Raw genomic sequence first — 20,833 nt, 5'->3', positions numbered from 1 at the left:
ACCTGACCGAACGGAGAACCGTGTCCGCTCCCGTGACCGAGAGCCTGCCCGGGTTTCAGGCCACGGACTGCTGAAGCACCTGGAACGCCACCGCCACCACAAGGGCGTTGTAGAAGAAACTGAGGATGCTGTGCGTCATGACCGTCCACCGCATGCGGCTGGTCAGCACATCGGCGTCGGAGGTGGCGAAGGCAGTGCCGATCGCGAACGAGAAGTAGAGGTAGTCGGTCACGGTCGGCGGCATCTTCTTGGGGAAGGCGATCCCTGGCGTGCGCCCGTCTCGCCGCTGGGTCACCTGGTAGATGTTCGCGAACCCGATGTGGAACAACAGCCATGACAGCAGCACCCCCACGGACGCGAGCACAGCCAGAACGAGGTCGGGCCCGTGCACCGACGCTGCCCCTCGCGCGGCGAGAGCAGTGATGGCCGAGGTGATGCCCGTCGCGCTCGCCACCAGTGGAAAGATCCACGCGATGGCCTCGGCGAAACGAGATTGGTCGTCGTCTTCGCGCACGCTGGGACGGTTCATCGTCCTGATCGCTCCGACGACGACGTAGAGCACCGCCACCGCCTCCCAGGCGATGAGCGCCCCCGAGGCACCCGTCACCAGGTAGGTGATGGAGGCCGCGACGATGATCGCCTCCATCACACCCTTGATCACGCTCGGCGAGCTGCGCGCGACTCTCGCTCTGGCTGTGCGCTTCACCTCGCACCGCCGGCCGCGAGGCGCGCGATGGTGAAGCCCCTGAGCACCCCGGCCACGCGCGGATGGAGAGGAGGCGCGAGGGTGTCGTCCGCTGGCATGCGCATGAGGCTATCGCCTGTGCACCGGCGCGCGCCGCCGTGGACCTCGGCGGCGACAGCAACGCACGAAGCCGGGAATGGATCGTCGCACTCCGGGGCTTGACGCCCCCATGACATCGTCAGCAGCGCGCCGCGGGTGGCTCAGCGTCACGTCCGTCGCACTCGGGTCGTTCGTGCTCGTCCTGTCCGAGTTCCTGCCCATCGGGCTGCTCCCCGCCATCGCCGACGACCTGGACGTCGGCATCGGCACCGCCGGCCTGATGGTCGTCGCCACCGGACTCGTCGGCGCCGTCGCGGCACCGGTCGTCACCGTCCTGACCTCGCGGCTCGACCGCCGGGTGGTGCTCGTGTCCCTGACCGTGCTGCTCGTCGTCGCCGACGGCCTCGCCGCGATCGCGCCGTCGTTCTGGGTGCTGCTCATCGCACGGATGCTGCTCGGTGTCGGCATCGGTGGTTTCTGGGCCATCGGTGCCGGGATCGCCGGGCGACTCGTCCGGCCCGAGCTGACGATCCGTGCGACCTCGCTCATCACGGCCGGCGTCTCCGTCGCGACCGTCGTGAGCCTGCCGCTCGGCGCCCTGGTGTCGTCGCTCGCCAGCTGGCGACTCGGCTTCGTGATCGGTGGGGCGCTCGGTGTCGTCGCGCTCGTCCTGCAGCTGGCGATGCTGCCGAGGATCCCCGCGCAGCAGCGGGTGCGGTTCGCCACGCTCGGGTCGCTGCTCCGTGTGCCCCGTGCCCGGGTCGGGCTCATCGCCGCAGCCTTCGTCTTCGCGGCCCAGTTCGCCGCGTACACCTACATCGCGCCGTACCTGCAGCAGCTCGTCGGTGTCGGCCCGGACACCGTGACGATCGCGCTGCTGGTGTTCGGCGTCGCGGGCATCGTCGGCAACTTCGCCGCCGGCTTCACGCTCGACCGCAGTGTCCTCGGCACCATCGGGGCGTCGAAGTTCGTGCTCGCGGCGGCCGTCGTCCTGCTGCCGCTGCTCGCCCACTCCGTCGTGGGGGTCTTCGTGCTGCTCGTCGTGTGGGGCTTGGTGTGGGGTGCGCTGCCGCTCGGGATGCAGACGTGGATGTCGACGGCGTCGCCGGCCGGGTCCGAGACCGGGCTCGCGCTGTTCGTCACGACGATCCAGCTCGCGATCGCCGCGGGTTCGGTGCTCGGTGGTGCCGCGGTGTCGTCGTTCGGTCTGGCTGCCGACTTCTGGCTGGCGGGCGGGGTCGCGATCGTCGGTGCCGTGGTGCTCGTCGCGATGGGGCTGCGGAAGTCGAGCGCCGTGCCGGCGGTCGAGCCGGTCGCGGCCGACCCGACGCCGACCGGCCCGGTGGCCGTCGCGTGCCCCTGACCGCCGTTCCGGGGCCCGCGGAACACCGGTGTTCGTGCTCTGAACACGCGCGAACCGCGGTTCGACAGGCGAACACCGGTGTTTTGCGGAATCGGCACGACGGACGCAAGGTCAGGCCAGGGTGACGATGCGGTCGGCTGCGGCGATCGCGGCCGGGTCGTGGGCCGCGTGCACGACCACGACGCCGGCCGCAGCCTCGTCGGCGAGCGCCGCCACCACGAGCGCCGCGGACTCCACATCGACCCCCGCGGTCGGTTCGTCGACCAGCAGCACCCCGGCCCGCTGGGCGAGCCCGAGCGCGACGAGCGTGCGCTGCCGCTGCCCGCCCGAGAGCTCCTCGATCGGCCGGTCGGCCAGGTCCGTGATCGCCATCCGTTCGAGCTGCGCGTCGACGACAGCCCGGTCAGCGCGTCCGAGCGGCCGCCACCACGCGCGGTGCCGCCACCGCCCCATCGTGACGGCCGCGCGGACGGTGAGCGGGAGCGTGGTCGGCGGTACGGACTGGGTCACGTAGGCGACACCGTCGGACGGGAGGCCCGTCACCCGCCCGGCGGTCGGCCGCACGACGTCCGCGACCATGTCGAGCAGCGTCGACTTGCCGGAGCCGTTCGGTCCGGTGAGCGCGGTGACGACCCCGGCGGGGAACGTCACGTCGAGCATGTCGAGGACGGTCCGGTCGCCGAGGACTGCCGTCACCCGGTCCAGGTGCACGGCAGATCGGGGCGCGGAGGGGTCGGTCGGCTCGGTCGCAGGCACCTGAGCACGCTATCAGTATCGATACTCGTTTTCATGTAGCGTCTCGGACCGTGACCTGGCTGACCGATCCGTTCTCCGTCGACTTCATGGTGCGCGCCCTGGTCGGTGGCTCCCTGGCGGCGGTCCTCTGCGCCGTGGTCGGAACGTGGGTGCTGGTCCGGGGCATGGCGTTCCTGGGCGAGGCGCTCTCGCACGGCATGCTGCCCGGCGTCGCGATCGCCACCCTGACCGGGATCCCGCCGGTGCTCGGTGCCGCGGTGAGCGCGGGCGTGATGGTGCTCGGCGTCGGGGCACTGCGTCGTCGTGCACGACTGTCGTACGACACCTCGATCGGCCTGCTCTTCGTCGGGATGCTCGCACTCGGCGTGATCATCGTGTCGTCCTCGCGGTCGTTCGCCACCGACGTCACGGCGATCCTGTTCGGCGACGTCCTCGCCGTCACCCGGGCGGACGTCGGTGGCCTCGCGATCGCCGCGGCCGTCGCCCTGGCCGTCGCCGTGGCGTTCCACCGACCCTTCACCGCACTGGCGTTCGACACCCGCAAGGCCACGACGCTCGGACTGCACCCACGACTGGCCGAGGTCGTGCTCATCGGGCTCGTCACCCTGGCGGTCGTCGCCTCGTACCGGGCCGTCGGCACCCTGCTCGTCGTGGGCCTGCTGCTCGCGCCGGCGGCCGCCGCCCGCGCCTGGACCCGGCACGTGGCCTCGACGATGCTCCTCGGCGCCGGCATCGGTGCCGCCGCCGTCCTCGTCGGGCTGCTCGTCTCCTGGCACGCCGGAACCGCCGCCGGCGCGAGCATCGCCGCGGTCGCCGTCGGCGGCGTCGTGGTCTCACGCGCCCTGGCCGCCGTCGTCCTGCGGCGCACCCCGATCCCCACACCGGCGCGCGCGGCCGCGCCGGCAGCACCACGATCCGCCGCACCGTCTCGAGAGGGAGCATGAAGCACTCGACCACCAGCCGCGCCCCCGCGCGCCTCCTGTCCACCATCGGCCTCGCCACCGGCCTGGCCCTCACCGTCAGCGCCTGTTCCACGGGCACCCCGTCGGCCGACGGCTCGACCGGCACCGCCCGTCCCCACGGTTACGTGGCGGGCGCGAGCGAGTCCCAGGAACCCCAGGTGCGCCTCCTGGCCGTGTCAGCGACCGGCGCGACCGCACTGCACGACCTGCTCACCGAGGAGACCACCGAACTCGACGACGTGGACGCACCGGAGCACTCGGCGACCGACGGCCGGTTCCTCGTGACGAGCGACGCCGACCGCACGACGATCGTCGACGGCGGGTCATGGACGGTCGACCACGGCGACCACACGCACTACTACGCCGCCGAACCGCGGGTGGTGGGCACGATCGACGGCGGTGGCCGGGTCGAGGTGCACTCGTCCGAGACCATGACGACGATCGCCTGGCCGGACCGCGCCGAGGCCGTCGTGCTCGACCGGGAGGCGCTGGGTCAGGGCGAGGTCGACGAGACCGCACGGATCGACGCGAGCGTCCTGCTGCCCATGGGCGAGCAGCTCGTGGCGGCCGACGGCGACACGGTCCGCGTGCTCGACGCGGACGGCGAAGCAACCGCCGCCGGCGCCGCCGCCGCCGCCGAGCAAGCGTGCACCGACCCCGCCGGCGGGATCGTCACCCGCGCCGGTGCCGTCGTGGGCTGCGCCGACGGAGCGGTCGTGGTGGACGACGCCGGCGGGACCTCGTTCGTCGACCTGCCCGACGGCGCCGAGCGTCCGACGGCCTTCGCCGCCCGCGCCGGCCGGCCCACCGTCGCCGGACTGGCCGGCACCACCGGGTTCTGGTTGCTCGACGTGCGACAGGGCTCCTGGCGGCTCGTGCCGACCGATCGGCCCCTGCGCGCCGTGGTCGCGGTGGACGACGAGGACGAGCACGTGGTCGGGGTCGACGACTCCGGGCGGGTGGTCGTCGTGACCGCCTCGACGGGGAAGGTGGCCACGACGACGGCGCTCATCGACACCGGCGCAGACGGCCCCGCACCGATGCTGCAGCTCGACGCCCAGCGCGCCTACGTGGCCGACCCCGCGGACGGCACCGTGCACGAGATCGACTTCGCCGACGGCGCCCGGGCCGCCCGCACGATCGAGCTCCCCGTCACCCCCGTCGCCTTCGCCGAGGTCGGACTGTGATGCGCACCAGGGCCCTGACCGCGGGTCTCGTCGCCGCGGCCGTCGCCCTCGTCGCCACGGGGTGCACCACCGCCGGCTCCGACCGACCCCTCGTCGCGGTGACGACGAACATCCTCGGCGACGTCGTCAGCGAAGTCGTCGGGGACCAGGCCGACGTCATGGTCCTCATGCCCCCGGGCGCAGACCCCCACTCGTTCGAGGTCTCCGCGCAGGAAGCCGCACGACTGCGGAGCGCCGACCTGGTGGTCGAGAACGGGCTCGGGCTCGAAGAGGGGGTCGCGCGCCACGTCGCGGCGGCGGCCGAGGACGGCGTGCCGGTCTCCACCGCCGGGGACGCGTTCGACCCGCTGGAGTGGACCACCGAGGACGACAGCGGCCCCGACCCGCACTTCTGGACCGACCCCGCCCGGATGGTCGACGTGGTCGAGGCCCTCGACCAGGACCTGCGCGACGCCGGCATCGAGCCGACCGGCACCGACGCCTACCTGGACGAGCTCCGCGATCTGGACGACACGATGACGACCGCGTTCCGGATCGTGCCCGAGGAACGCCGGGCGCTCGTCACGAACCACCACGTGTTCGGGTACCTGGCCGACCACTACGGCTTCCGGGTCGTCGGGGCGGTGATCCCGAGCGGGACCACCCTGGCCTCTCCGAGCGCCGCCGACCTGCGCGACCTGGCCGACGCCATCGACGAGGCGGGGGTCCGGACGATCTTCGCCGACGCCTCGCAGCCCGCGCGACTGGCCGAGGTGCTCGCGGAAGAGGTCGACCTGCACGTCGAGATCCGACCGCTGGCGACGGAGTCCCTCACCGAGGACGGCGACGCCTCCACCTACCTCGGCATGATGCGCTCGAACACCGAGGCCATCGTCGACGGCCTGTCGATTGGTAATTGAGAATGAGAATCAATACAGTGAGCGACATGACGAACACGAAGACGCTCCGGGCCGCGTGGCCCGCCGCCCTGCTCGGCGCGGCCGCCCTGGCCCTGACCGGGTGCGCCACGAACACCGACGCCGGGTCCGACACCACTGCGACCCCGAAGGCCGACGGGACCCGCATCACCCTGACCTACGACGGCGGCCTGCTCGTCCTCGACCAGGACCTGCAGGTCGTGGCCGACGACGCGATCGACGGCTTCACCCGGGTCAACCCGGCCGGCGACGGACGCCACGTGCTCGTCACCGTGCCCGAGGGCTTCCGGGTCCTCGACACGCAGGCCGAGCCGGCCCTGACCGACGCGGTCTTCCCCGCCGACACCGGTGGCCACGCGGTCGTCCACGGCGACCGCACCGCCCTGTTCGCCGACGGCACCGGCGACGTGACGACGTTCGACCACACCGAGCTCGACGGCGCCGAGTTGCCCGAGGTCGAGACGACGAAGTCCGAGGCCGCCCACCACGGCGTCGCGATCGAGCTCGAGGACGGCACGCTCCTGACGACCATCGGCACCGAGGAGAGCCGCTCCGGCGTGCGCGCTCTGGACGCCGACGGCACGGAGATCACCCGGTCCGAGGAGTGCCCCGACGTGCACGGCGAGGGTGCGGTCAAGGGTGAGGTCGCGGTGTTCGGCTGCACCGACGGCGCCCTGGTCTACCAGGACGGCGCGTTCGAGAAGATCGACGCCCCGACCGAGTACGGCCGCACCGGCAACATGTTCACCACAGAGGACTCGTCCGTCGCGGTCGGCGACTACAACGACGACCCCGACAGCGAGGGCTACCTGCTCGACCAGATCGCCCTGATCGACGCGGCCTCGGGGAAGTACACCGTCGCGGACATGCCCGACGGCGTCGGCTTCACGTTCCGCGACCTGGCCCGCGGCCCCGGCGACGAGGCCGTCGTGCTCGGCGACGACGGTGCCCTGCACACCTTCGACGAGACCACCGGCGAGCAGCTGGAGTCGTACCCGGTGATCGACGCGTGGGAGGGCCCGACCGAGTGGCAGGACGCCCACCCGGCCCTGAAGGTCGAGGGTGACGTCGCCTACGTCACCGACCCCGCCGAGCGGAAGGTCCACGCCGTCGACCTGACCACCGGGAAGGTCATCGCCTCGAGCGACGAGCTGCCGGGCGTGCCCAACGAGATCGCGGTCGCGTAGCGACGAGCAAGACGAGCGCGCTGCGAGCGCGCGGCGGGGTCCGGAACACGACCCCGAAACGGACAGGAGGCCCGTGGCGATCCCGCCACGGGCCTCCTGTCCGTCGTCAACGCGTGGACCGCGCGACGTCAGCCGCCGTCCGTCAGCCCTTGACCGGGATCGACTGCGCCTTGAGCGCCGCGATGGTCTTCGACTGCCCGGACTCGAGCGCCTCGCTCAGCGTGCCCGAGCCGGACGCCGCCTGCCCGAAGCCGTCGGACACGTCCGAGTAGGTCTGCGTCATCGTCGGACCCCAGGTGAAGGGCTGGATGTCCTTCGCCGCGGTCGCGAACTCCTCGTAGATCTTCTGGCCACCGTAGAAGTCGAGCCCCTCGGTCAGGGCCGGCAGGTCGGCGCCGGTGGTCGAGGCCGGGTACAGGTTGGCCTCCTTGTTCAGTGCGGAGAGCGCCTCGGTCGAGGTGTTCAGCCAGACCAGGAACTTCGACGCCTCGGCCGGGTGCTTGCTGCCCGCGAAGACGACGTTCGACGAACCGCCCCAGGCGGCCGACTTGGTCTCGCCGGACTTCCACTGCGGCATCGGGGCGACGGCCCACTTGCCCGAGGTCGACGGCGCACCGCTCGAGATGGTGTTCGCACCCCAGACCGCGGAGACCCAGGTCCAGTCCTTGCCGCTGTCGTAGGCGTTGTTCCACTGGTCGGTGAAGCTCGGCAGGGTGTTGACGAGCTTCTTGTCGATCAGGTCCTGCCAGTAGTCGGCGACCTTCTTCGACGCGGCGTCGTCCAGGTTGACCTTCCAGTCCTGGCCCGAGTTCTCGAACCACTGGCCACCGGCCTGCGAGACGAGCCCGGCGAACTGGTTGACGTCACCCTTGGCGAAGTTGGTGATGTTGCCGCCGAGCTTCTTGATCTTCACGGCGTCCTCGGCGTACTCCTCCCACGTCTTCGGGGCGTCGAGGCCTGCCTTCTCGAACAGGTCCTTGCGGTAGTACAGCGCCATCGGACCGGAGTCCTGCGGCACCGCGTAGACCGACTTCGACTCACCGAAGGTGACCTGGTTCCACAGGCCGTCGGAGAAGTCCTTCTTCGCGTCGCTGATGCCGGCGCACGCGCCGATGTCCTCGAGGCCGCCCTGCACGCGGAACGCCGGCAGGGTGTCGTACTCGACCTGGCCGATGTCCGGCGCCTGCTTGGCCTTCAGCTGGTTGAAGAAGTTCTGGTAGGTGCCGCTGTTGCCGTTCGCGACGATCGAGACCTTGACCTGGATGTCCGGGTTGGCCTTGTTCCAGATCGCGACGACCTTGTCCATGTTCGGCACCCAGGTCGTGAAGTCGAGGGTGACCTTGCCGTCCGAGGGCTTGCAGCTCGCGGCCGCGGTGTCGGATCCACCGCCGCTGCTGCTGCCACCGGTGCTGCAGCCGGCGAGGGCCACGGTGGCGGCCACGGCGATCGCGGCGACGCTGAGGAACTTCGTTGTCTTCATGCTGTTTCCGTTCGGATGTGGTGTGGGGAGAGCTGGTGCGGGAAGGGGTGCGGGTCGAGGGGCTACTTCAGGCCGCCGGAGCCGAGGCCGGAGCGCCAGAAGCGCTGCAGGCTCAGGAAGGCGATGAGCAGCGGGATGATCGAGACGAACGACCCGATGAGCACGAGGGTGCGCAGGTCCGGGTACTGGTTCACGCTCGAGTTCCACGTGTAGAGGCCGAGGGTGACGGGGAACAGCGACGAGTCGCGGAGCATCACGAGCGGCAGGAAGAAGTTGTTCCACACGGCGACGAACTGGAACAGGAAGATCGTCACGAGCGCGGGCGACATGAGCCGCACGGCCACGGTGAAGAACGTCCGGACCTCGCCGGAGCCGTCGATGCGGGCCGCTTCGATGATCTCGTCCGGCACGCTCGACGCCGCGAACAGCCGTGACAGGTAGACGCCGAACGGGCTGACGATGCTCGGCAGGAACACCGACCAGAACGTGTCGGTCAGGTCGACCTGGCTGAAGATGAGGAACAGCGGCAGGGCCAGGGCGGTCGCCGGCACGAGCACGCCGCCGAGGAACACGTTGAACAGGACCTCGCGGCCGCGGAACCGGTACTTGGCCAGGGCGTACCCGCACATCGCGGAGAGCACGGTGCCGAGCAGGCCGGCGACCCCGGCGTAGGCGATGCTGTTCAGCAGCCAGCGCAGGTAGATGCCGTCCTGCCGCGTGAACAGCTCGACGAGGTTGCCGAAGAAGTCCTGCACCGAGGTGGCGCTGAACCACAGCGAGAACGTCGAGTTGAAGTTCGCGGCGGTCTTGGTGGACGAGACCAGCAGCCAGAAGATCGGCAGCAGGAAGTAAAGGGTGAAGACCCCCATCACGATCATCGCGGCGCTGCGCGAGATGACGCTCTCACGGGGACCGCGCGCTCCGCGCTGGTGCGGACGGGAGGCCCGGTTCGGCTCGAGCGGTCGGCCGACGTCGCGGACGAGGTCACCTTGGGACGGGGCGTTGACGGTCATTCGGCGGCCTTCCGCTGGGTCAGTCGGAGGAACCCGATCGACAGGACGAACGTGGCGACGGCGAGGACGACCGAGAACGCCGCGGCGAGGTTGAAGTTCGGCACCGACGACGTCGAGTAGACGAGCATGTTCGGCGTGAACGTCGACGAGATGGTCGAGGTGAACTGGCGGAACACGGTCGGCTCGGTCAGCAGCTGCAGCGTGCCGATGACGGAGAACACGGCGGTGAGGACGATGGCCGGCACCACGAGCGGGATCTTGATCGACAGGGCGATCCGGAGCTGGGACGCCCCGTCGAGCTTCGCCGCCTCGTACACCTCGGCGGGGATCGCGAGGAGCGACGAGTAGATGATGAGCATGTTGTAGCCGACGTAGACCCAGGTCACGACGTTGGCCACGGCCCACAGCACGGTGCTGCCGCCGAGCAGGTCGACCCGCGAGGTCACCGCGGAGAACGGCGACAGGTCGGGGGCGTAGAGGTAGCCCCACATGATCGCGGCGATGACGCCGGGCACCGCGTACGGCGCGAAGAACGCCAGGCGGAAGAACCGCTTGCCGCGCAGCAGCGGGGAGTCGAGCAGCAGGGCGAACAGGAGCGCGAGCCCGAGCATCACCGGCACCTGCACGACACCGAACAGCAGCACGCGGAGCACGGAGCTCCAGAACTCGCCGTCCTGGAACACCAGGGCGTACTGGCTCAGGCCGCCGAAGACCTGCGTCGGGGCGCCGAACGTGCCCTGCCGCTCGATCTTCTGCAGCGACTCCCACACGGCGTAGAGGATGGGGACCAGGTAGAACGCCGTGAACAGGACGGCGAACGGCAGGACGAAGATCGCGATCGCGCGGCGGTAGCGGAACCCGCCGCCCCGGCGTCGTCGGGTCGCGCTGGGCGACTGTGCGGTGGTGGTCATGAGCGGTTCCTGTCGGTGCGGATGATCTGGGTCCCGCCGGGGGCGATGGCGGTGGTCCCGGTGACGGGGCGGTCGGCGACGAGCTCGTGGCCGACCTCGTGGTGCTCGACGGTGCGGTCGGAGTGGTTCAGCAGGAAGACCCACTCGTGGGTGTCGTCCCGGCGTCGCACGACCTCGAGTCCGGGGCGGACGGCGGGGTCGGCGCGCACCCCGGCCTCGTCGAGGACGCGGTGGACGAACCCGCCCAGCGCACCGGCGTCGAGCACCGTGGACGTGTACCAGGCGGTCCCGGCGCCGTGCTCGTTGCGGGTGACGGCCGGGCGGCCGGCGAGCGAGCCCTCGGCGTAGTCGACGACGCTCGTCGCACCGCGCAGCTCGACCGGCTCCGACCAGACGCTGCCGGTCGTGCCGTCGGACAGCGCGATCGTGGCGTCGGCGGCGAGCGGGAGGAACTCGTCCACGCGCACGCCGAGCAGGTCACGGAAGGCGCCGGGGTAGCCGCCGGTGCGGACCCGGTCGCGCTCGTCGACGATGCCGCTGAAGCAGCTGACGATCGCGTGCCCGCCGCCGGCGACGTGGTCGGCGATGACGGCCGCGTGCTCGTCGCGGACCAGGTACAGCTCGGGGACGACGACGAGCGCGTACCCGTCGAGCGGTGCCCCGGGGGCCACGACGTCGACGGTCACGCCGAGGTCCCAGAGCGCGGCGTGGAAGGCGTGGACCTGCTCCAGGTAGCGGAGCGCGGTGCTGGGGTGGGCCTCCAGGTCGGCCGCCCACTGGTTCTCCCAGCTGAAGACGAGCGCCACGTCGGCGACCACGCGCGACCCGCGCAGTTCGCCGAGCCGCTCGACCAGGGCGCCGAGCGCGACCACGTCGTGCCAGGTCGTCGACTCGGTGCCGGCGTGCGGCAGCAGCGCGGAGTGGAACTTCTCGCTGCCCTGCACGGACGCGCGCCACTGGAAGAAGCAGACCCCGTCGGCGCCGCGGGCGATGTGCGCCGCGGTGTTCCGGAGCATCTCCCCCGGGGCCTTCGCGACGTTGTGCGGCTGCCAGTTGACGGCACCCGTCGAGTGCTCCATGAGCAGCCAGGGGGCGCCGCCGGCCAGGCCACGCGTGGTGTCGGCGGCGAAGGCGAGCTCGACGTGCGGCCGGGGCAGGCGGTGGTCGAGGTAGTGGTCGTTCGCGATGACGTCCATGTCGCCGGCCCACGACCAGTAGTCGAGCGCCGTGATGTGCGCGGCGACCATGAAGTTCGTCGTGACGGGCTTGTCGCTCAGCTCGCGCAGGACGGCGGCCTCGGCGCGGTGGTGGCCGAGGAGCTCGTCGGACGAGAACCGGTCGAAGTCGATGGTCTGCGCCGGGTTCGTGAACGACAGCGTCGCGCGGGGCGGCAGCACCTGCTCCCACGCCGAGTAACGCTGGCTCCAGAACGAGGTGCCCCAGGCGGCGTTGAGTGCGTCGACCGTGCCGTACCGGGCCTGCAGCCAGCCGCGGAACGCCTGGGCGGAGACGTCGCAGTAGCAGTGTGCGTTGTGGCAGCCGAGCTCGTTCGACACGTGCCAGAGCCGCACGGCGGGGTGGTCGCCGTAGCGCTCGGCGGTGGCGCGGACCAGGGCGAGGGCGTGCTCGCGGTAGATCGGCGAACTCGGGCAGAACGCCTGGCGGCCACCGGGCCAGCGGGTGGTGCCGTCGGCGACGACGGGCAGGACCTCGGGGTACCGGGTGGTGAGCCACGGCGGTGTCGAGGCGGTGCCGGTGCCCAGGTCGACCCCGATGCCCGCACCGTGCAGCAGGTCGATGACGGTGTCGAGCGCGGCGAAGTCGTACTCGCCCTGGCGGGGTTCGACGTGCGACCAGCCGAAGACGTTGATCGCGACGAGGTTCACGCCGGCCTCACGCATGAGCCGGACGTCCTCGACCCACACCTCGGGGTCCCACTGCTCGGGGTTGTAGTCGCATCCGAACGCGAGGCCCGTCGAGCCGAGGCCGAGCGCGCCGGTGGCGGTCGTCGGCAGGGTGGTGGTCGTCACGGGGATCCTCGCTGATCGGGGCGACCCCGGCCGCCTCGGTCGCGTGCGACCCCTTCGACGGCGAAGGCCACCCAGTGTTCTGGGAGCGCTCCCAGTTTGCACCGGCCGATCGGGGCCGGATGTTTCTGGGAGCGCTCCCAGATCAAACACCAGCGGCTGCACCCTGTCAACTGCGAGGCGTTCCGAGGGCTCCTCAGCGGCGGATATGGTTGCCCCATGTCCGAGGTCCGATCCGCTCGTCAGCGCGCCACGATCCAGGACGTCGCCGACGAAGCGGGGATGTCCCGCGGCACCGTCTCACGGGTGCTCAACGACGAGCCGTACGTGTCCCCGAAGGCGCGCGAGGCCGTGCAGGACGCCGTCCGACGTGTCGGCTACGTGCGCAGCGCCGCCGCCCGCAGCCTGGTCACCCGGCGGTCCGGGGCGATCGCGCTCATCGTCCACGAACCCTCGGTCGTGGTGCTCGACGACCCCAACATCGGCAACATCCTGATCGGCACGAACGCCGTGCTGTCCGACGCCGACCAGCAGCTCGTCACGATCATGGTCGACTCCGCCCGCGACAGCGAGCGCGTGGTCGAGTACCTGCGCGGCGGCTTCGTCGACGGCGCCATCGTGCTGTCCGCCCGTGACGGCGACCCGATCACCGGCGCGATCGAGGAGATCGGCATGCCCGCGTGCTTCGTCGGGCACCCGTCCGACGCCGCGAACATCTCGTACATCGGCATCGACAACCGCGCCGCCGCCGAGCAGATCACCCGACGGCTGGTCGACACCGGTCGACGCCGGATCGGGATGCTGGCGTCGGGACTCGACCGTGACTCCGGGCAGGACCGCCTGGCGGGGTTCACCGCGGCACTCGGCGAGCGCTTCGACCCCGACCTCGTCGCCCGGAACCCCCTGTTCAGCTACACCGCCGGCGCCGAGGGCATGCGCGAGCTGCTCGAGCGGGCCCCGGACATCGACGGGGTGTTCGCCGCGTCGGACGCGGTCGCCGCCGGCGCGATGGACGTCCTGCAGCGCAGCGGCCGGAGCGTGCCGGGTGACGTCGGCGTGGTCGGGTTCGACGACAGCGCCTGGGCACTGCGGTGCGACCCGCAGCTGTCGACGGTGCGGCAGCCGGCGCGCCTGCTCGGCGAGCAGGCGGCGCACCAGGTGCTCGAGCAGATCGGCGGCACGGACGACGGTCCACGCGGTCTGCTGTTGCCGACGGAGGTCGTCTGGCGCGGGTCCGCGTAGCCGGCCGCAGAACGGACTGGAGGCCCGTGGCGGCGTCGCCACGGGCCTCCAGTCCGTCCGTGGGTGCGTCCCGCACCCGCTGGGTCAGCCCTGCGGCGGCGAGTAGAGCTGCAGGTCGTTGCCCTCGCTGTCCTTGAAGGGGATGATCTTGCCCCACGGGTGCTCACTGATCTCGCCCTGGATGTCCGCACCGCGCTCCTTGAGCGCGGCGACCTCGTCCTCGATGCTGCCGTCCGGCTGGAACGACACGACGGCGCCGCCCTCGCTCGCCTGGCTGGCGGACTCGCGCCCGTTCAGGCCGATCATCAGGCCGCCGGCGTCGATCTCGCTCCAGTCGTCGGACTGGTCCTTGACGGTGAGACCGAGCGTGTCGCGGTAGAACGCGACGGCGCGCTCCATGTCGCTGACCGGGACCCAGACTGCTGCGACTCCACTTGCCATGGTGTTTCCTCTCGTCGTGGTGTGCCGTGGACGGTAGGCAGCGCTCGTGCACGCCGGTACAGGGTCGGTGTCCCCCGGGGTCGGGTCAGCCGGCCGCCGGACGCCACATGCTGATCGGGGTCGCCGCGCGGAACCCCGCGATCGGCGCGCCGTCCGTGAACCCGTGCCGTCGGTACAGCCGACGGTTCACGGGGGTGGAGGACTCCAGGTACGCGCCGTCCGCGGTCCGGTCAGCGCGCTCGAGTGCGTGGCCGAGCAGCAGTCCGCCGATGCCCCGACCACGTGCTGACGCCGACACCCCGATCTCGGCGAGGTACCAGTGCGGGGTGATCGGTCGGGCGCGCTCCATGCGGCGCAGGTGGGCCACCGCGCGGAGCGCCCCGCCGATCCCCAGGGTCCGGAGGAACGCCGGCACCTGCCGCACGAAGGCGCGGACGCCACCGGGCTGCCGACCGGGTGCCTGCCAGAAGGCGGCGCCGACCACGCGGTCACCGATCGTGGCGACGTCCACCCGCCGCGCGGGCATCGGCACCGACCGGATGAGCGCGGCGAACAGCCCGGTCAGCACGGCGGAGCGGTCCTCACCGGATCGCGGCGGCCGGAACTCGGCGAGGACCGGGTCGTCGGCGAAGGCCTCGGCGAGGACGGCCGCGGCCGCCTCGAGCTCGGCGGGTCCTGCTGCTCGGACGACGGTCTCCATGCTGACTCCTCGGGTGCTCGATGATTTGGCCGCCTGGCCGACTTCATCTTCGCGGCCGGTCCTGCACGCGCCCCGTACGCTTCCTGTGATGACCGAGGACCAGCAGTCGCGCGGGTACCGCAGCCGACAGGACCGCCGTGCGGAACTGCTCGACGCCGCCGCCCTGGTCGTGCGGGACGACGGCCTGCGCGGCCTCACCACCCGGGCCGTCGCCGCTCGCGCCGGCGTCGCCCACGGTGTCGTGCACTACGTCTTCGGTGCTCGACGCAACCTGGTCGTCGCGCTGCTCGAACGGCAGGCACGTGCGGTCCTGCCGCCGGTGCTCGCGGCCGCCGACGAGCACGACGACCTCGCCGCCGCGCTCGAGGCGGGGATCTCGGCGTACCTCGACCTGGTGCGGCGCGAGCCCGAGCGGTTCCGGGTGCTCGAAGCCCTGAGCGCGACGGCCCTCGCCCCGGACGGCGACGGGGACCTGCTCGACGCCGAACGACGGCTCTGGCGCAACGGCGTGGTCGCCGGGATCGAGCGCTGGACCGCACGGCACGGGGCGACGCCGTCCGAGCCGATGCCCGTCGTCGCCGACGCCGTGATCACCCTGGTGGACGGGCTCGCCCGCGCCGCGTGGAGCGATCCGGACGGCACCGCGACCGCCCGATCGCGGGCATTGCTGGTGCGCGGATTGACCACCGCGGTGACCGCCGCCGTGATCGCTGAGCACTGACCTGCAAACCGACCGGGGAAGCGCTCCGAATGTCATGTGTGCCGCACACTGCGGCGCGTACAGAAAAGAGGGCTGATCATGACCAGCAGCGCAGCAACCGCACGCACCACCTCCGGTTCGACGTGGACCCAGCGGGGCGCGTTCGTCTTCGGTGTCGTCTTCCTGATCGTCGGCATCGCCGGGTTCATCCCCGGACTCACCATGGACATGGGCTCGATGTCCATGGCCGGCCACGGCTCCATGGCCCTGCTCCTGGGCCTGTTCCAGGTGTCCGTCCTGCACAACATCGTGCACCTGCTCTTCGGCATCGTCGGGCTGCTCGCCGCCCGCCGTGCAGCCTCCGCACGCCTGTACCTCGTCGCCGGCGGCATCGTGTACGCGGTGCTCTTCGTCTACGGGCTCTTCACCGCGGGCATGGCCGGTGGCGCGAACTTCGTGCCGCTGAACAGCGCGGACAACGTGCTGCACGCCTTCCTGGCCGTCGCGATGATCGTGCTCGGCTTCGTCCTGCCGCGGATCGGGACGCGCACCGCGCGCTGAACCGCACCACATGACGGACGGGAGGCCCGTGGCGACACCGCCACGGGCCTCCCGTCCGTCGTCAGGGGCGTCCGTCGTCCGCGTCGACGACGCCCGGGGTCGGGGTCGTGCCCGTGAAGGCGTCGCGCATCGTGCCGACACCGCGCTGCGGGTGGGCGCGGTCCAGGTACTTCGCCCTCGACTCCTTGCGCGGTTCCGGATCGGTGCGCATCGCCTGGTTCCGGTCGTGCTGCAGCGCGCTGTCCACCTCGCCCTCGCGGTTGAAGGACCACATCAGCATCGGATCACCGATCGGCAGGTCGTGTGCGGGCTGCGAGCCCATCGGGGTGCTGTGCCAGGTGTGCCAGGTCTTGCCGTACGAGTTCACCAGGTGCCCCATCAGCTCGGTCTCGACCGCGATCGGCAGGCCCGGAGCGACGAGTTCACCGGAGAACACCTCGTGGTTGTGCGGGTGCCACGACGCCTGCTCGGCCTCGGGCAGGGAGTCGAAGAGCCGCTCGGACACGATGTACTCGATGCCGATCAGGTTCGCGTCGGCGGTGTTGCCGTCGAAGAGCACGCACTGCAGCATCTCGGCGTTCACCACCTTGCAGAAGTGGTGCGCCTCCATCTGCACGTCGGGCTCGCCCTTCACGCAGTGGAACCCGACCACGTAGACGTCGAAGCCCCGCAGCGGCGCTGAGGTCTGCAGCACGTCGGCACCGCGGTCGAGCAGGGCGAGCTCGAAGCCGCCGGGCTCTCCTGGCGGGGTGACACCGGTCTTCCGGTCGTGCACGGTGGGGTTCAGGGGCATGGGGGCGTCCTTCCGTCCGTTCGAGGTGGGCGCCATGCAACCCGGCAGCCCCTCGGAACGCTGTGCGGTTGCGGCGTACTGTCCGCTGCATGCCCGCACTCATCGACACGTTCACCCTGTCCAACGGTCTGCACATCCCGAAGATCGGCTTCGGCACCTGGCAGATCCCGTCCGGCTCCGACGCGTACGACGCCACGAAGACCGCCCTCGACCTCGGCTACCGCCACATCGACACCGCCCTGGCCTACGGCAACGAGGCGAGCGTCGGCGAGGCCGTCCGCGACAGCGGCATCCCCCGCGACGAACTCTTCATCACCACGAAGCTGCCGGCCGAGATCAAGACGGCCTCGGGCGCCCGCGACGCCTTCGAGGAGTCGAGCCGCAACCTCGACCTCGGACACGTCGACCTGTACCTGATCCACGCGCCGTGGCCCTGGAGTGACATGGGCTCCAACCACCGCGACGGCAACGTCGAGGTCTGGAAGGTCTTCGAGGAGCTCTACGACGCCGGCCGCACCAAGAGCATCGGCGTCTCGAACTTCGCCGTCACCGACCTCGAGGACCTGCTCGGCCGCACGGACGTCGTCCCGCACGCCAACCAGATCCGCTGGTTCATCGGCAACACCCAGGACGAGACGACCGCCTTCGACCGCGAGCACGACATCCTGACCGAGGGCTACTCCCCGCTCGCCACCGGAGGCCTGCTCGAGAACGAGCAGATCGCCGAGATCGCGGCGAAGTACGACAAGACCGTCGCCCAGGTCGCGATCCGCTACCTGCTCGAGAAGGACGTCCTGCCCCTGCCGAAGTCCACGACCCCGTCACGCATCGCCGAGAACGCCGACGTCGACTTCGTGCTCGCCGCCGAGGACGTGGCCGCACTCGACGCGCTCGAGGACACCGCGAGCTGACGCGGCCCCACCCCGGACGGGAGGCGCGGTGCCAGCTGGCACCGCGCCTCCGGTCGGTACACGGCCGAGTCACGGGCGAGGCTCAGCCACCGTCCGGACGCACCGTGATCTCGGCTACGGAGTTCCGGTCCTCGTGCTCGAGGTTGTCGTCGGGGGCGTCCGTGACCGTCACGGCGATGCCGGTGTCGAGAAGGATGCCGGCGCGGGTTCCTTGGCCTTCGTCGCCCGGGGTGGCGTGGAGCGTTTGGCACCCCTTCACCGGGCATTTTTGCGGGACAGGTATACGGGAATACCCCTGGTCAGACGGCAGTAGGCAACGGAAGGCGTCGAAGGTGACAACTGGGGAGTAGCTGTGATCCACCGGCTATCGGACAGCGTTTCGCCTCCTGTGCGATCCTGCGGGTATGCGCTACCGGCTGATGAATGAGTACAGCGTCGACTGGCCGCTGTGGCACGACGACGGCCTTTGCGACGCTGGCACGCCGTCGTTCTCGCCCCAACTTGAGCGCGAGATCCTCGAATGGGCTCGCGACTTCAACGAGAACTACGGCATCGAAACTGGCTGGCCGACTGAGGCGGCCGCGCGCTCCCACGAACGCCAAGGACGTCGTCTGCTGCTGCTCGTCGAACGAGAGCTGCCGGAGGAAGACGACGTGGTGCTCGGCTACTGGGAGACCAACAAGCGCAAGGGGTTCCAGACCCCAGAGCGGTCCGGTCAGGCATCGGCTAGTGGGCGCCTTCCTGCACCATTTTCGGTGGTATCCGCGTAGTTGGGGCACACGCTCGCGAATACGGGTATGGCTCCACGATCCTCAGTGATAAGCAGGCGCCAATTGACCTGTACCGTGCTTCTCTCAGTAAACAAGAGCGGAAGCGTTTCGATGCGGTCGAGTATGGCGATCGATCCAAAGTTGTGAAGGTGCGCCTCTCGAACGGTGCAGTAGCATCGAAGACCACGGGCGGGTGTGCGGGATCAGCGCTTGCTGCGATCTACGGTTCCGTGCGAGATGAACTCGAGGTAGAGGTTTTGCAGAACGAGGTGCTCACGATCGCGGCAGAGTCATCCGTGAGAAGCACAATTGAGGCACATCTGCCTGAATACCGGAAGTGCATGGCAGGTGCGGGGATTGGTGTGAGTGGACTGGATGCGGCGGCAACGGTCGAGGGTCGGTACGGTGCCTATAGGCGGCTCGGGGACCCGCCGAGCGCCGCGGAAGCACGAATTGCGGTTGCCGATGCGACGTGTCAGTCCACGGCGGGACTTGAGAAGAGCGGACTCGACGCCCTGTACCGATCCGGCGGGCAGTGGTTCAAGAAACACCGTGTGTCGATTACGAGAGTGTCCGGAACCGTTCGAGAAGCAACCGCTCGGGCGGACGCGGTCCGTGCTGGTCTTCACTAGATGAGCGACGCACGTTCCGGGGCGCTCGAGGCTGTCCACCCACAGCCTCTGAGAGCAAGCGTCGATGTCGAGTCACTGGCGGCCACGGTTCGGCGGTATGCGGCGGCCCGGTCGTGGCCGAGTGCCGGACTTGTGGGAGCTGTCGCGCCGTGTACGCCTTATTCATGCATGAGTGGATTCGCCTGTTCGGCGAGAGCGAGTTGTCGACGCGGCTGCCATCTGCGCTGGCGGTCGGCTTTGGCTGTGCTGCTGTCTTCCTGCTTGCTCGCTCCCTTGACTACGCGCGTGCTGCGTGGCCTGCTGCCGTTGTCATGCTGCTGCTTCCCCGGGTGATGAGTAACGGCGTCGAGGCGCGCTCCTACGCGATCGCGACGGCGCTGATCGCATGGTCAGCCGTCTGGGCTGTGAGCGCTGGTCGTTTCGGCCGCTGGTGGCGCTGGTCGTTCTTTTCGCTGCTGATGGCACTGTCGATCGTGGTGTTCCTGTATGCGGCATTGGTTGTTCCCGCGCTTGCGTTCCCTCTCCTCCTCCGCCGTGGCAGCAGACGTCGCGGGCTGGCTGCCTTCGCCATCGCAGCGGGGTGCGCGGGCCTCGTCGCAAGCCCGATAGCTGTGCTGGCAGCGGGTCAAGGCGGGCAAATCGCGTGGCTCGATGCCCAACCGGTGAATGTCTACACAGTCGGCGTCGAGAGCTTCTATCTCAGTTCGTGGTGGGGAGCGCTGTTTGCGGTGGCACTCCTGGTTCTTTGGTTTGCGCGGCGGCGTCGAGAGGCTCAATCCGTAGCAGCGCGGATGGCGGCTGCGTGGCTCGCCATACCAGCCCTAGCTCTCCTCGCCGCATCGGCCCTTTTCAGCCCAACCTTCACCCCTCGTTACCTCAGTATGTGTGCGCCCGCGTTTGCGCTCCTTGTCGGAATGGCGATCACCAGCTGGCGGCAGCGAACGAGTGCTGTCCTCCTTGCAGTGACGCTGCTCCTAGCTCTCCCGACCGCTGTCAGCATGCGAACGGAGGATGCGAAGCCAGGCGGGCAGAACTTTCGACAGGTAGCCAACATAATTCGGAACAACGCACGAGCGAACGATCGGTTCCTGCTGGCAAACACGGGTACCGTCACACTGCGGCCCCGTCTGGCTCTGGCGGCATATCCTGATGCATTCGATGGGCTCGATGATCTCGCCCTGTTAACGTCGTACCAGACAACGGGGACCTATTCGGATGCGCTCGTCGACTCAGTGGTGGTCGAACGCCGTGAACTCGAAAAAAGTCGTATCTGGATTGTGACTCGAAAGGATGAGGCACAGCCTGGCGGCGATTCGGAAAGCCTTCACCAGAACGGGTATGAGCGCGAGGCCGCATGGCACGTGACCGGTATGACGGTCGCACTCTGGGTGTCAAACAGTTAGCCAGCGGCAGAGGTACTCCATGCCGCGGTGACCGTCGGGGCTCTGTGTGGTGCTTTTCTGAACCTGCCGGAGCGGTCCACGACTCTCCAACCG

General features: G+C 70.0%; 22 protein-coding genes. 12 read left to right on the top strand and 10 right to left on the bottom strand.

The genetic code is table 11. The features are described from left to right. Positions 1–55: 55 nt before the first annotated feature. The gene (locus tag DEJ06_RS14000; RefSeq protein WP_146245874.1) at positions 56–646 is read right to left on the bottom strand and encodes a DUF1345 domain-containing protein; all 591 of its coding nucleotides are present in this window, start codon (positions 644–646) and stop codon (positions 56–58) included. A 268-nt stretch (positions 647–914) separates the two neighbouring features. Here DEJ06_RS14000 and DEJ06_RS13995 point away from each other — a divergent pair, with 268 nt between their 5' ends. Further along, positions 915–2,147 (top strand): MFS transporter, encoded by a 1,233-nt coding sequence (locus DEJ06_RS13995; protein ID WP_111039704.1) that lies wholly within the window; start codon positions 915–917, stop codon positions 2,145–2,147. A 111-nt stretch (positions 2,148–2,258) separates the two neighbouring features. Here the strand turns inward: DEJ06_RS13995 and DEJ06_RS13990 are convergent, their stop codons facing one another. Next, the gene (locus DEJ06_RS13990) at positions 2,259–2,903 is read right to left on the bottom strand and encodes a metal ABC transporter ATP-binding protein (RefSeq protein WP_258372473.1); all 645 of its coding nucleotides are present in this window, start codon (positions 2,901–2,903) and stop codon (positions 2,259–2,261) included. A gap of 50 nt (positions 2,904–2,953) precedes the next feature. Between DEJ06_RS13990 and aztB the strand changes: the two genes are divergently transcribed. From aztB to DEJ06_RS13970, 4 genes are read left to right on the top strand one after another with little or no spacing between them, the layout of a single operon-like run. Continuing rightward, complete coding sequence (gene aztB, locus DEJ06_RS13985; RefSeq protein ID WP_111039703.1) at positions 2,954–3,847, top strand: zinc ABC transporter permease AztB; 894 nt, start codon at positions 2,954–2,956, stop codon at positions 3,845–3,847. Continuing rightward, positions 3,844–5,052 (top strand): ABC transporter, encoded by a 1,209-nt coding sequence (locus DEJ06_RS13980; protein ID WP_111039702.1) that lies wholly within the window; start codon positions 3,844–3,846, stop codon positions 5,050–5,052. Before aztB ends, DEJ06_RS13980 begins: the two co-directional genes overlap by 4 nt. Continuing rightward, the gene (locus DEJ06_RS13975; protein ID WP_111039731.1) at positions 5,052–5,951 is read left to right on the top strand and encodes a metal ABC transporter substrate-binding protein; all 900 of its coding nucleotides are present in this window, start codon (positions 5,052–5,054) and stop codon (positions 5,949–5,951) included. Before DEJ06_RS13980 ends, DEJ06_RS13975 begins: the two co-directional genes overlap by 1 nt. Before the next feature lie 26 nt (positions 5,952–5,977). Beyond that, complete coding sequence (locus tag DEJ06_RS13970) at positions 5,978–7,156, top strand: hypothetical protein (protein ID WP_111039730.1); 1,179 nt, start codon at positions 5,978–5,980, stop codon at positions 7,154–7,156. A 142-nt stretch (positions 7,157–7,298) separates the two neighbouring features. Here the strand turns inward: DEJ06_RS13970 and DEJ06_RS13965 are convergent, their stop codons facing one another. The 4 genes from DEJ06_RS13965 to DEJ06_RS13950 form a co-directional block, all read right to left on the bottom strand. Then, entirely contained in the window at positions 7,299–8,636 is a 1,338-nt protein-coding gene (locus DEJ06_RS13965; RefSeq protein WP_111028690.1) for an ABC transporter substrate-binding protein, read from the bottom strand. Between the two features lie 62 nt (positions 8,637–8,698). Continuing rightward, positions 8,699–9,649 carry a carbohydrate ABC transporter permease gene (locus DEJ06_RS13960; RefSeq protein ID WP_228516621.1) on the bottom strand — a complete coding sequence of 317 codons (951 nt, stop codon included), beginning with the start codon at positions 9,647–9,649 and terminating at the stop codon, positions 8,699–8,701. Beyond that, the gene (locus tag DEJ06_RS13955; protein ID WP_027467229.1) at positions 9,646–10,560 is read right to left on the bottom strand and encodes a carbohydrate ABC transporter permease; all 915 of its coding nucleotides are present in this window, start codon (positions 10,558–10,560) and stop codon (positions 9,646–9,648) included. Before DEJ06_RS13955 ends, DEJ06_RS13960 begins: the two co-directional genes overlap by 4 nt. Then, positions 10,557–12,590 carry a beta-galactosidase gene (locus DEJ06_RS13950; RefSeq protein WP_111039701.1) on the bottom strand — a complete coding sequence of 678 codons (2,034 nt, stop codon included), beginning with the start codon at positions 12,588–12,590 and terminating at the stop codon, positions 10,557–10,559. Before DEJ06_RS13950 ends, DEJ06_RS13955 begins: the two co-directional genes overlap by 4 nt. A 216-nt stretch (positions 12,591–12,806) precedes the next feature. Here DEJ06_RS13950 and DEJ06_RS13945 point away from each other — a divergent pair, with 216 nt between their 5' ends. Then, complete coding sequence (locus DEJ06_RS13945) at positions 12,807–13,829, top strand: LacI family DNA-binding transcriptional regulator (protein ID WP_071245173.1); 1,023 nt, start codon at positions 12,807–12,809, stop codon at positions 13,827–13,829. Between the two features lie 84 nt (positions 13,830–13,913). On the opposite strand, the gene DEJ06_RS13940 is transcribed toward DEJ06_RS13945, so the two are convergent. Continuing rightward, positions 13,914–14,270 (bottom strand): VOC family protein, encoded by a 357-nt coding sequence (locus tag DEJ06_RS13940; protein ID WP_110863529.1) that lies wholly within the window; start codon positions 14,268–14,270, stop codon positions 13,914–13,916. 85 nt (positions 14,271–14,355) lie between these two features. Then, positions 14,356–14,970 (bottom strand): GNAT family N-acetyltransferase, encoded by a 615-nt coding sequence (locus tag DEJ06_RS13935; RefSeq protein WP_111039700.1) that lies wholly within the window; start codon positions 14,968–14,970, stop codon positions 14,356–14,358. An 88-nt stretch (positions 14,971–15,058) separates the two neighbouring features. Between DEJ06_RS13935 and DEJ06_RS13930 the strand changes: the two genes are divergently transcribed. Both DEJ06_RS13930 and DEJ06_RS13925 read left to right on the top strand, forming a co-directional pair. After that, the gene (locus DEJ06_RS13930; RefSeq protein ID WP_181436821.1) at positions 15,059–15,691 is read left to right on the top strand and encodes a TetR family transcriptional regulator; all 633 of its coding nucleotides are present in this window, start codon (positions 15,059–15,061) and stop codon (positions 15,689–15,691) included. Positions 15,692–15,769: 78 nt separating this feature from the next. Then, positions 15,770–16,231, top strand: coding sequence for a DUF4383 domain-containing protein (locus tag DEJ06_RS13925; RefSeq protein ID WP_027467234.1), 462 nt, complete (start codon positions 15,770–15,772; stop codon positions 16,229–16,231). A 61-nt stretch (positions 16,232–16,292) separates the two neighbouring features. Here the strand turns inward: DEJ06_RS13925 and DEJ06_RS13920 are convergent, their stop codons facing one another. Further along, positions 16,293–17,024 carry an OBAP family protein gene (locus tag DEJ06_RS13920; RefSeq protein ID WP_111039698.1) on the bottom strand — a complete coding sequence of 244 codons (732 nt, stop codon included), beginning with the start codon at positions 17,022–17,024 and terminating at the stop codon, positions 16,293–16,295. Positions 17,025–17,113: 89 nt separating this feature from the next. Here DEJ06_RS13920 and DEJ06_RS13915 point away from each other — a divergent pair, with 89 nt between their 5' ends. Continuing rightward, entirely contained in the window at positions 17,114–17,935 is an 822-nt protein-coding gene (locus DEJ06_RS13915; protein WP_111039697.1) for an aldo/keto reductase, read from the top strand. Between the two features lie 82 nt (positions 17,936–18,017). On the opposite strand, the gene DEJ06_RS18365 is transcribed toward DEJ06_RS13915, so the two are convergent. Continuing rightward, positions 18,018–18,194, bottom strand: a complete 177-nt coding sequence (locus DEJ06_RS18365; protein ID WP_181436820.1) for a hypothetical protein — start codon at positions 18,192–18,194, stop codon at positions 18,018–18,020. A 145-nt stretch (positions 18,195–18,339) separates the two neighbouring features. Here DEJ06_RS18365 and DEJ06_RS13910 point away from each other — a divergent pair, with 145 nt between their 5' ends. The 3 genes from DEJ06_RS13910 (at position 18,340) to DEJ06_RS13905 (ending at position 20,740) form a co-directional block, all read left to right on the top strand. Further along, on the top strand, positions 18,340–18,705 hold the full coding sequence (locus DEJ06_RS13910) for a hypothetical protein (RefSeq protein ID WP_111039696.1): 366 nt from the start codon (positions 18,340–18,342) through the stop codon (positions 18,703–18,705). A 149-nt stretch (positions 18,706–18,854) separates the two neighbouring features. After that, complete coding sequence (locus DEJ06_RS18090) at positions 18,855–19,337, top strand: hypothetical protein (RefSeq protein ID WP_146245873.1); 483 nt, start codon at positions 18,855–18,857, stop codon at positions 19,335–19,337. After that, positions 19,241–20,740 carry a glycosyltransferase family 39 protein gene (locus tag DEJ06_RS13905; RefSeq protein WP_309146905.1) on the top strand — a complete coding sequence of 500 codons (1,500 nt, stop codon included), beginning with the start codon at positions 19,241–19,243 and terminating at the stop codon, positions 20,738–20,740. Before DEJ06_RS18090 ends, DEJ06_RS13905 begins: the two co-directional genes overlap by 97 nt. Positions 20,741–20,833: the final 93 nt, after the last annotated feature.

It is taken from the genome of Curtobacterium sp. MCLR17_051, from assembly GCF_003234395.1.
Lineage (GTDB): Bacteria > Actinomycetota > Actinomycetes > Actinomycetales > Microbacteriaceae > Curtobacterium > Curtobacterium flaccumfaciens.
This window is presented reverse-complemented; position numbering and strand designations above follow the sequence as displayed.

Excerpts from the sequence above, each read along its gene's own strand:
- DEJ06_RS14000 (WP_146245874.1), bottom strand. The coding sequence starts at position 646 with ATGGAGGCGATCATCGTCGCGGCCTCCATCACCTACCTGGTGACGGGT.
- DEJ06_RS13995 (WP_111039704.1), top strand. The coding sequence starts at position 915 with ATGACATCGTCAGCAGCGCGCCGCGGGTGGCTCAGCGTCACGTCCGTC.
- DEJ06_RS13980 (WP_111039702.1), top strand. The coding sequence starts at position 3,844 with ATGAAGCACTCGACCACCAGCCGCGCCCCCGCGCGCCTCCTGTCCACC.
- DEJ06_RS13975 (WP_111039731.1), top strand. The coding sequence starts at position 5,052 with ATGCGCACCAGGGCCCTGACCGCGGGTCTCGTCGCCGCGGCCGTCGCC.
- DEJ06_RS13970 (WP_111039730.1), top strand. The coding sequence starts at position 5,978 with ATGACGAACACGAAGACGCTCCGGGCCGCGTGGCCCGCCGCCCTGCTC.
- DEJ06_RS13965 (WP_111028690.1), bottom strand. The coding sequence starts at position 8,636 with ATGAAGACAACGAAGTTCCTCAGCGTCGCCGCGATCGCCGTGGCCGCC.
- DEJ06_RS13960 (WP_228516621.1), bottom strand. The coding sequence starts at position 9,649 with ATGACCGTCAACGCCCCGTCCCAAGGTGACCTCGTCCGCGACGTCGGC.
- DEJ06_RS13955 (WP_027467229.1), bottom strand. The coding sequence starts at position 10,560 with ATGACCACCACCGCACAGTCGCCCAGCGCGACCCGACGACGCCGGGGC.
- DEJ06_RS13945 (WP_071245173.1), top strand. The coding sequence starts at position 12,807 with ATGTCCGAGGTCCGATCCGCTCGTCAGCGCGCCACGATCCAGGACGTC.
- DEJ06_RS13940 (WP_110863529.1), bottom strand. The coding sequence starts at position 14,270 with ATGGCAAGTGGAGTCGCAGCAGTCTGGGTCCCGGTCAGCGACATGGAG.
- DEJ06_RS13935 (WP_111039700.1), bottom strand. The coding sequence starts at position 14,970 with ATGGAGACCGTCGTCCGAGCAGCAGGACCCGCCGAGCTCGAGGCGGCC.
- DEJ06_RS13930 (WP_181436821.1), top strand. The coding sequence starts at position 15,059 with ATGACCGAGGACCAGCAGTCGCGCGGGTACCGCAGCCGACAGGACCGC.
- DEJ06_RS13925 (WP_027467234.1), top strand. The coding sequence starts at position 15,770 with ATGACCAGCAGCGCAGCAACCGCACGCACCACCTCCGGTTCGACGTGG.
- DEJ06_RS13920 (WP_111039698.1), bottom strand. The coding sequence starts at position 17,024 with ATGCCCCTGAACCCCACCGTGCACGACCGGAAGACCGGTGTCACCCCG.
- DEJ06_RS13915 (WP_111039697.1), top strand. The coding sequence starts at position 17,114 with ATGCCCGCACTCATCGACACGTTCACCCTGTCCAACGGTCTGCACATC.
- DEJ06_RS13910 (WP_111039696.1), top strand. The coding sequence starts at position 18,340 with ATGCGCTACCGGCTGATGAATGAGTACAGCGTCGACTGGCCGCTGTGG.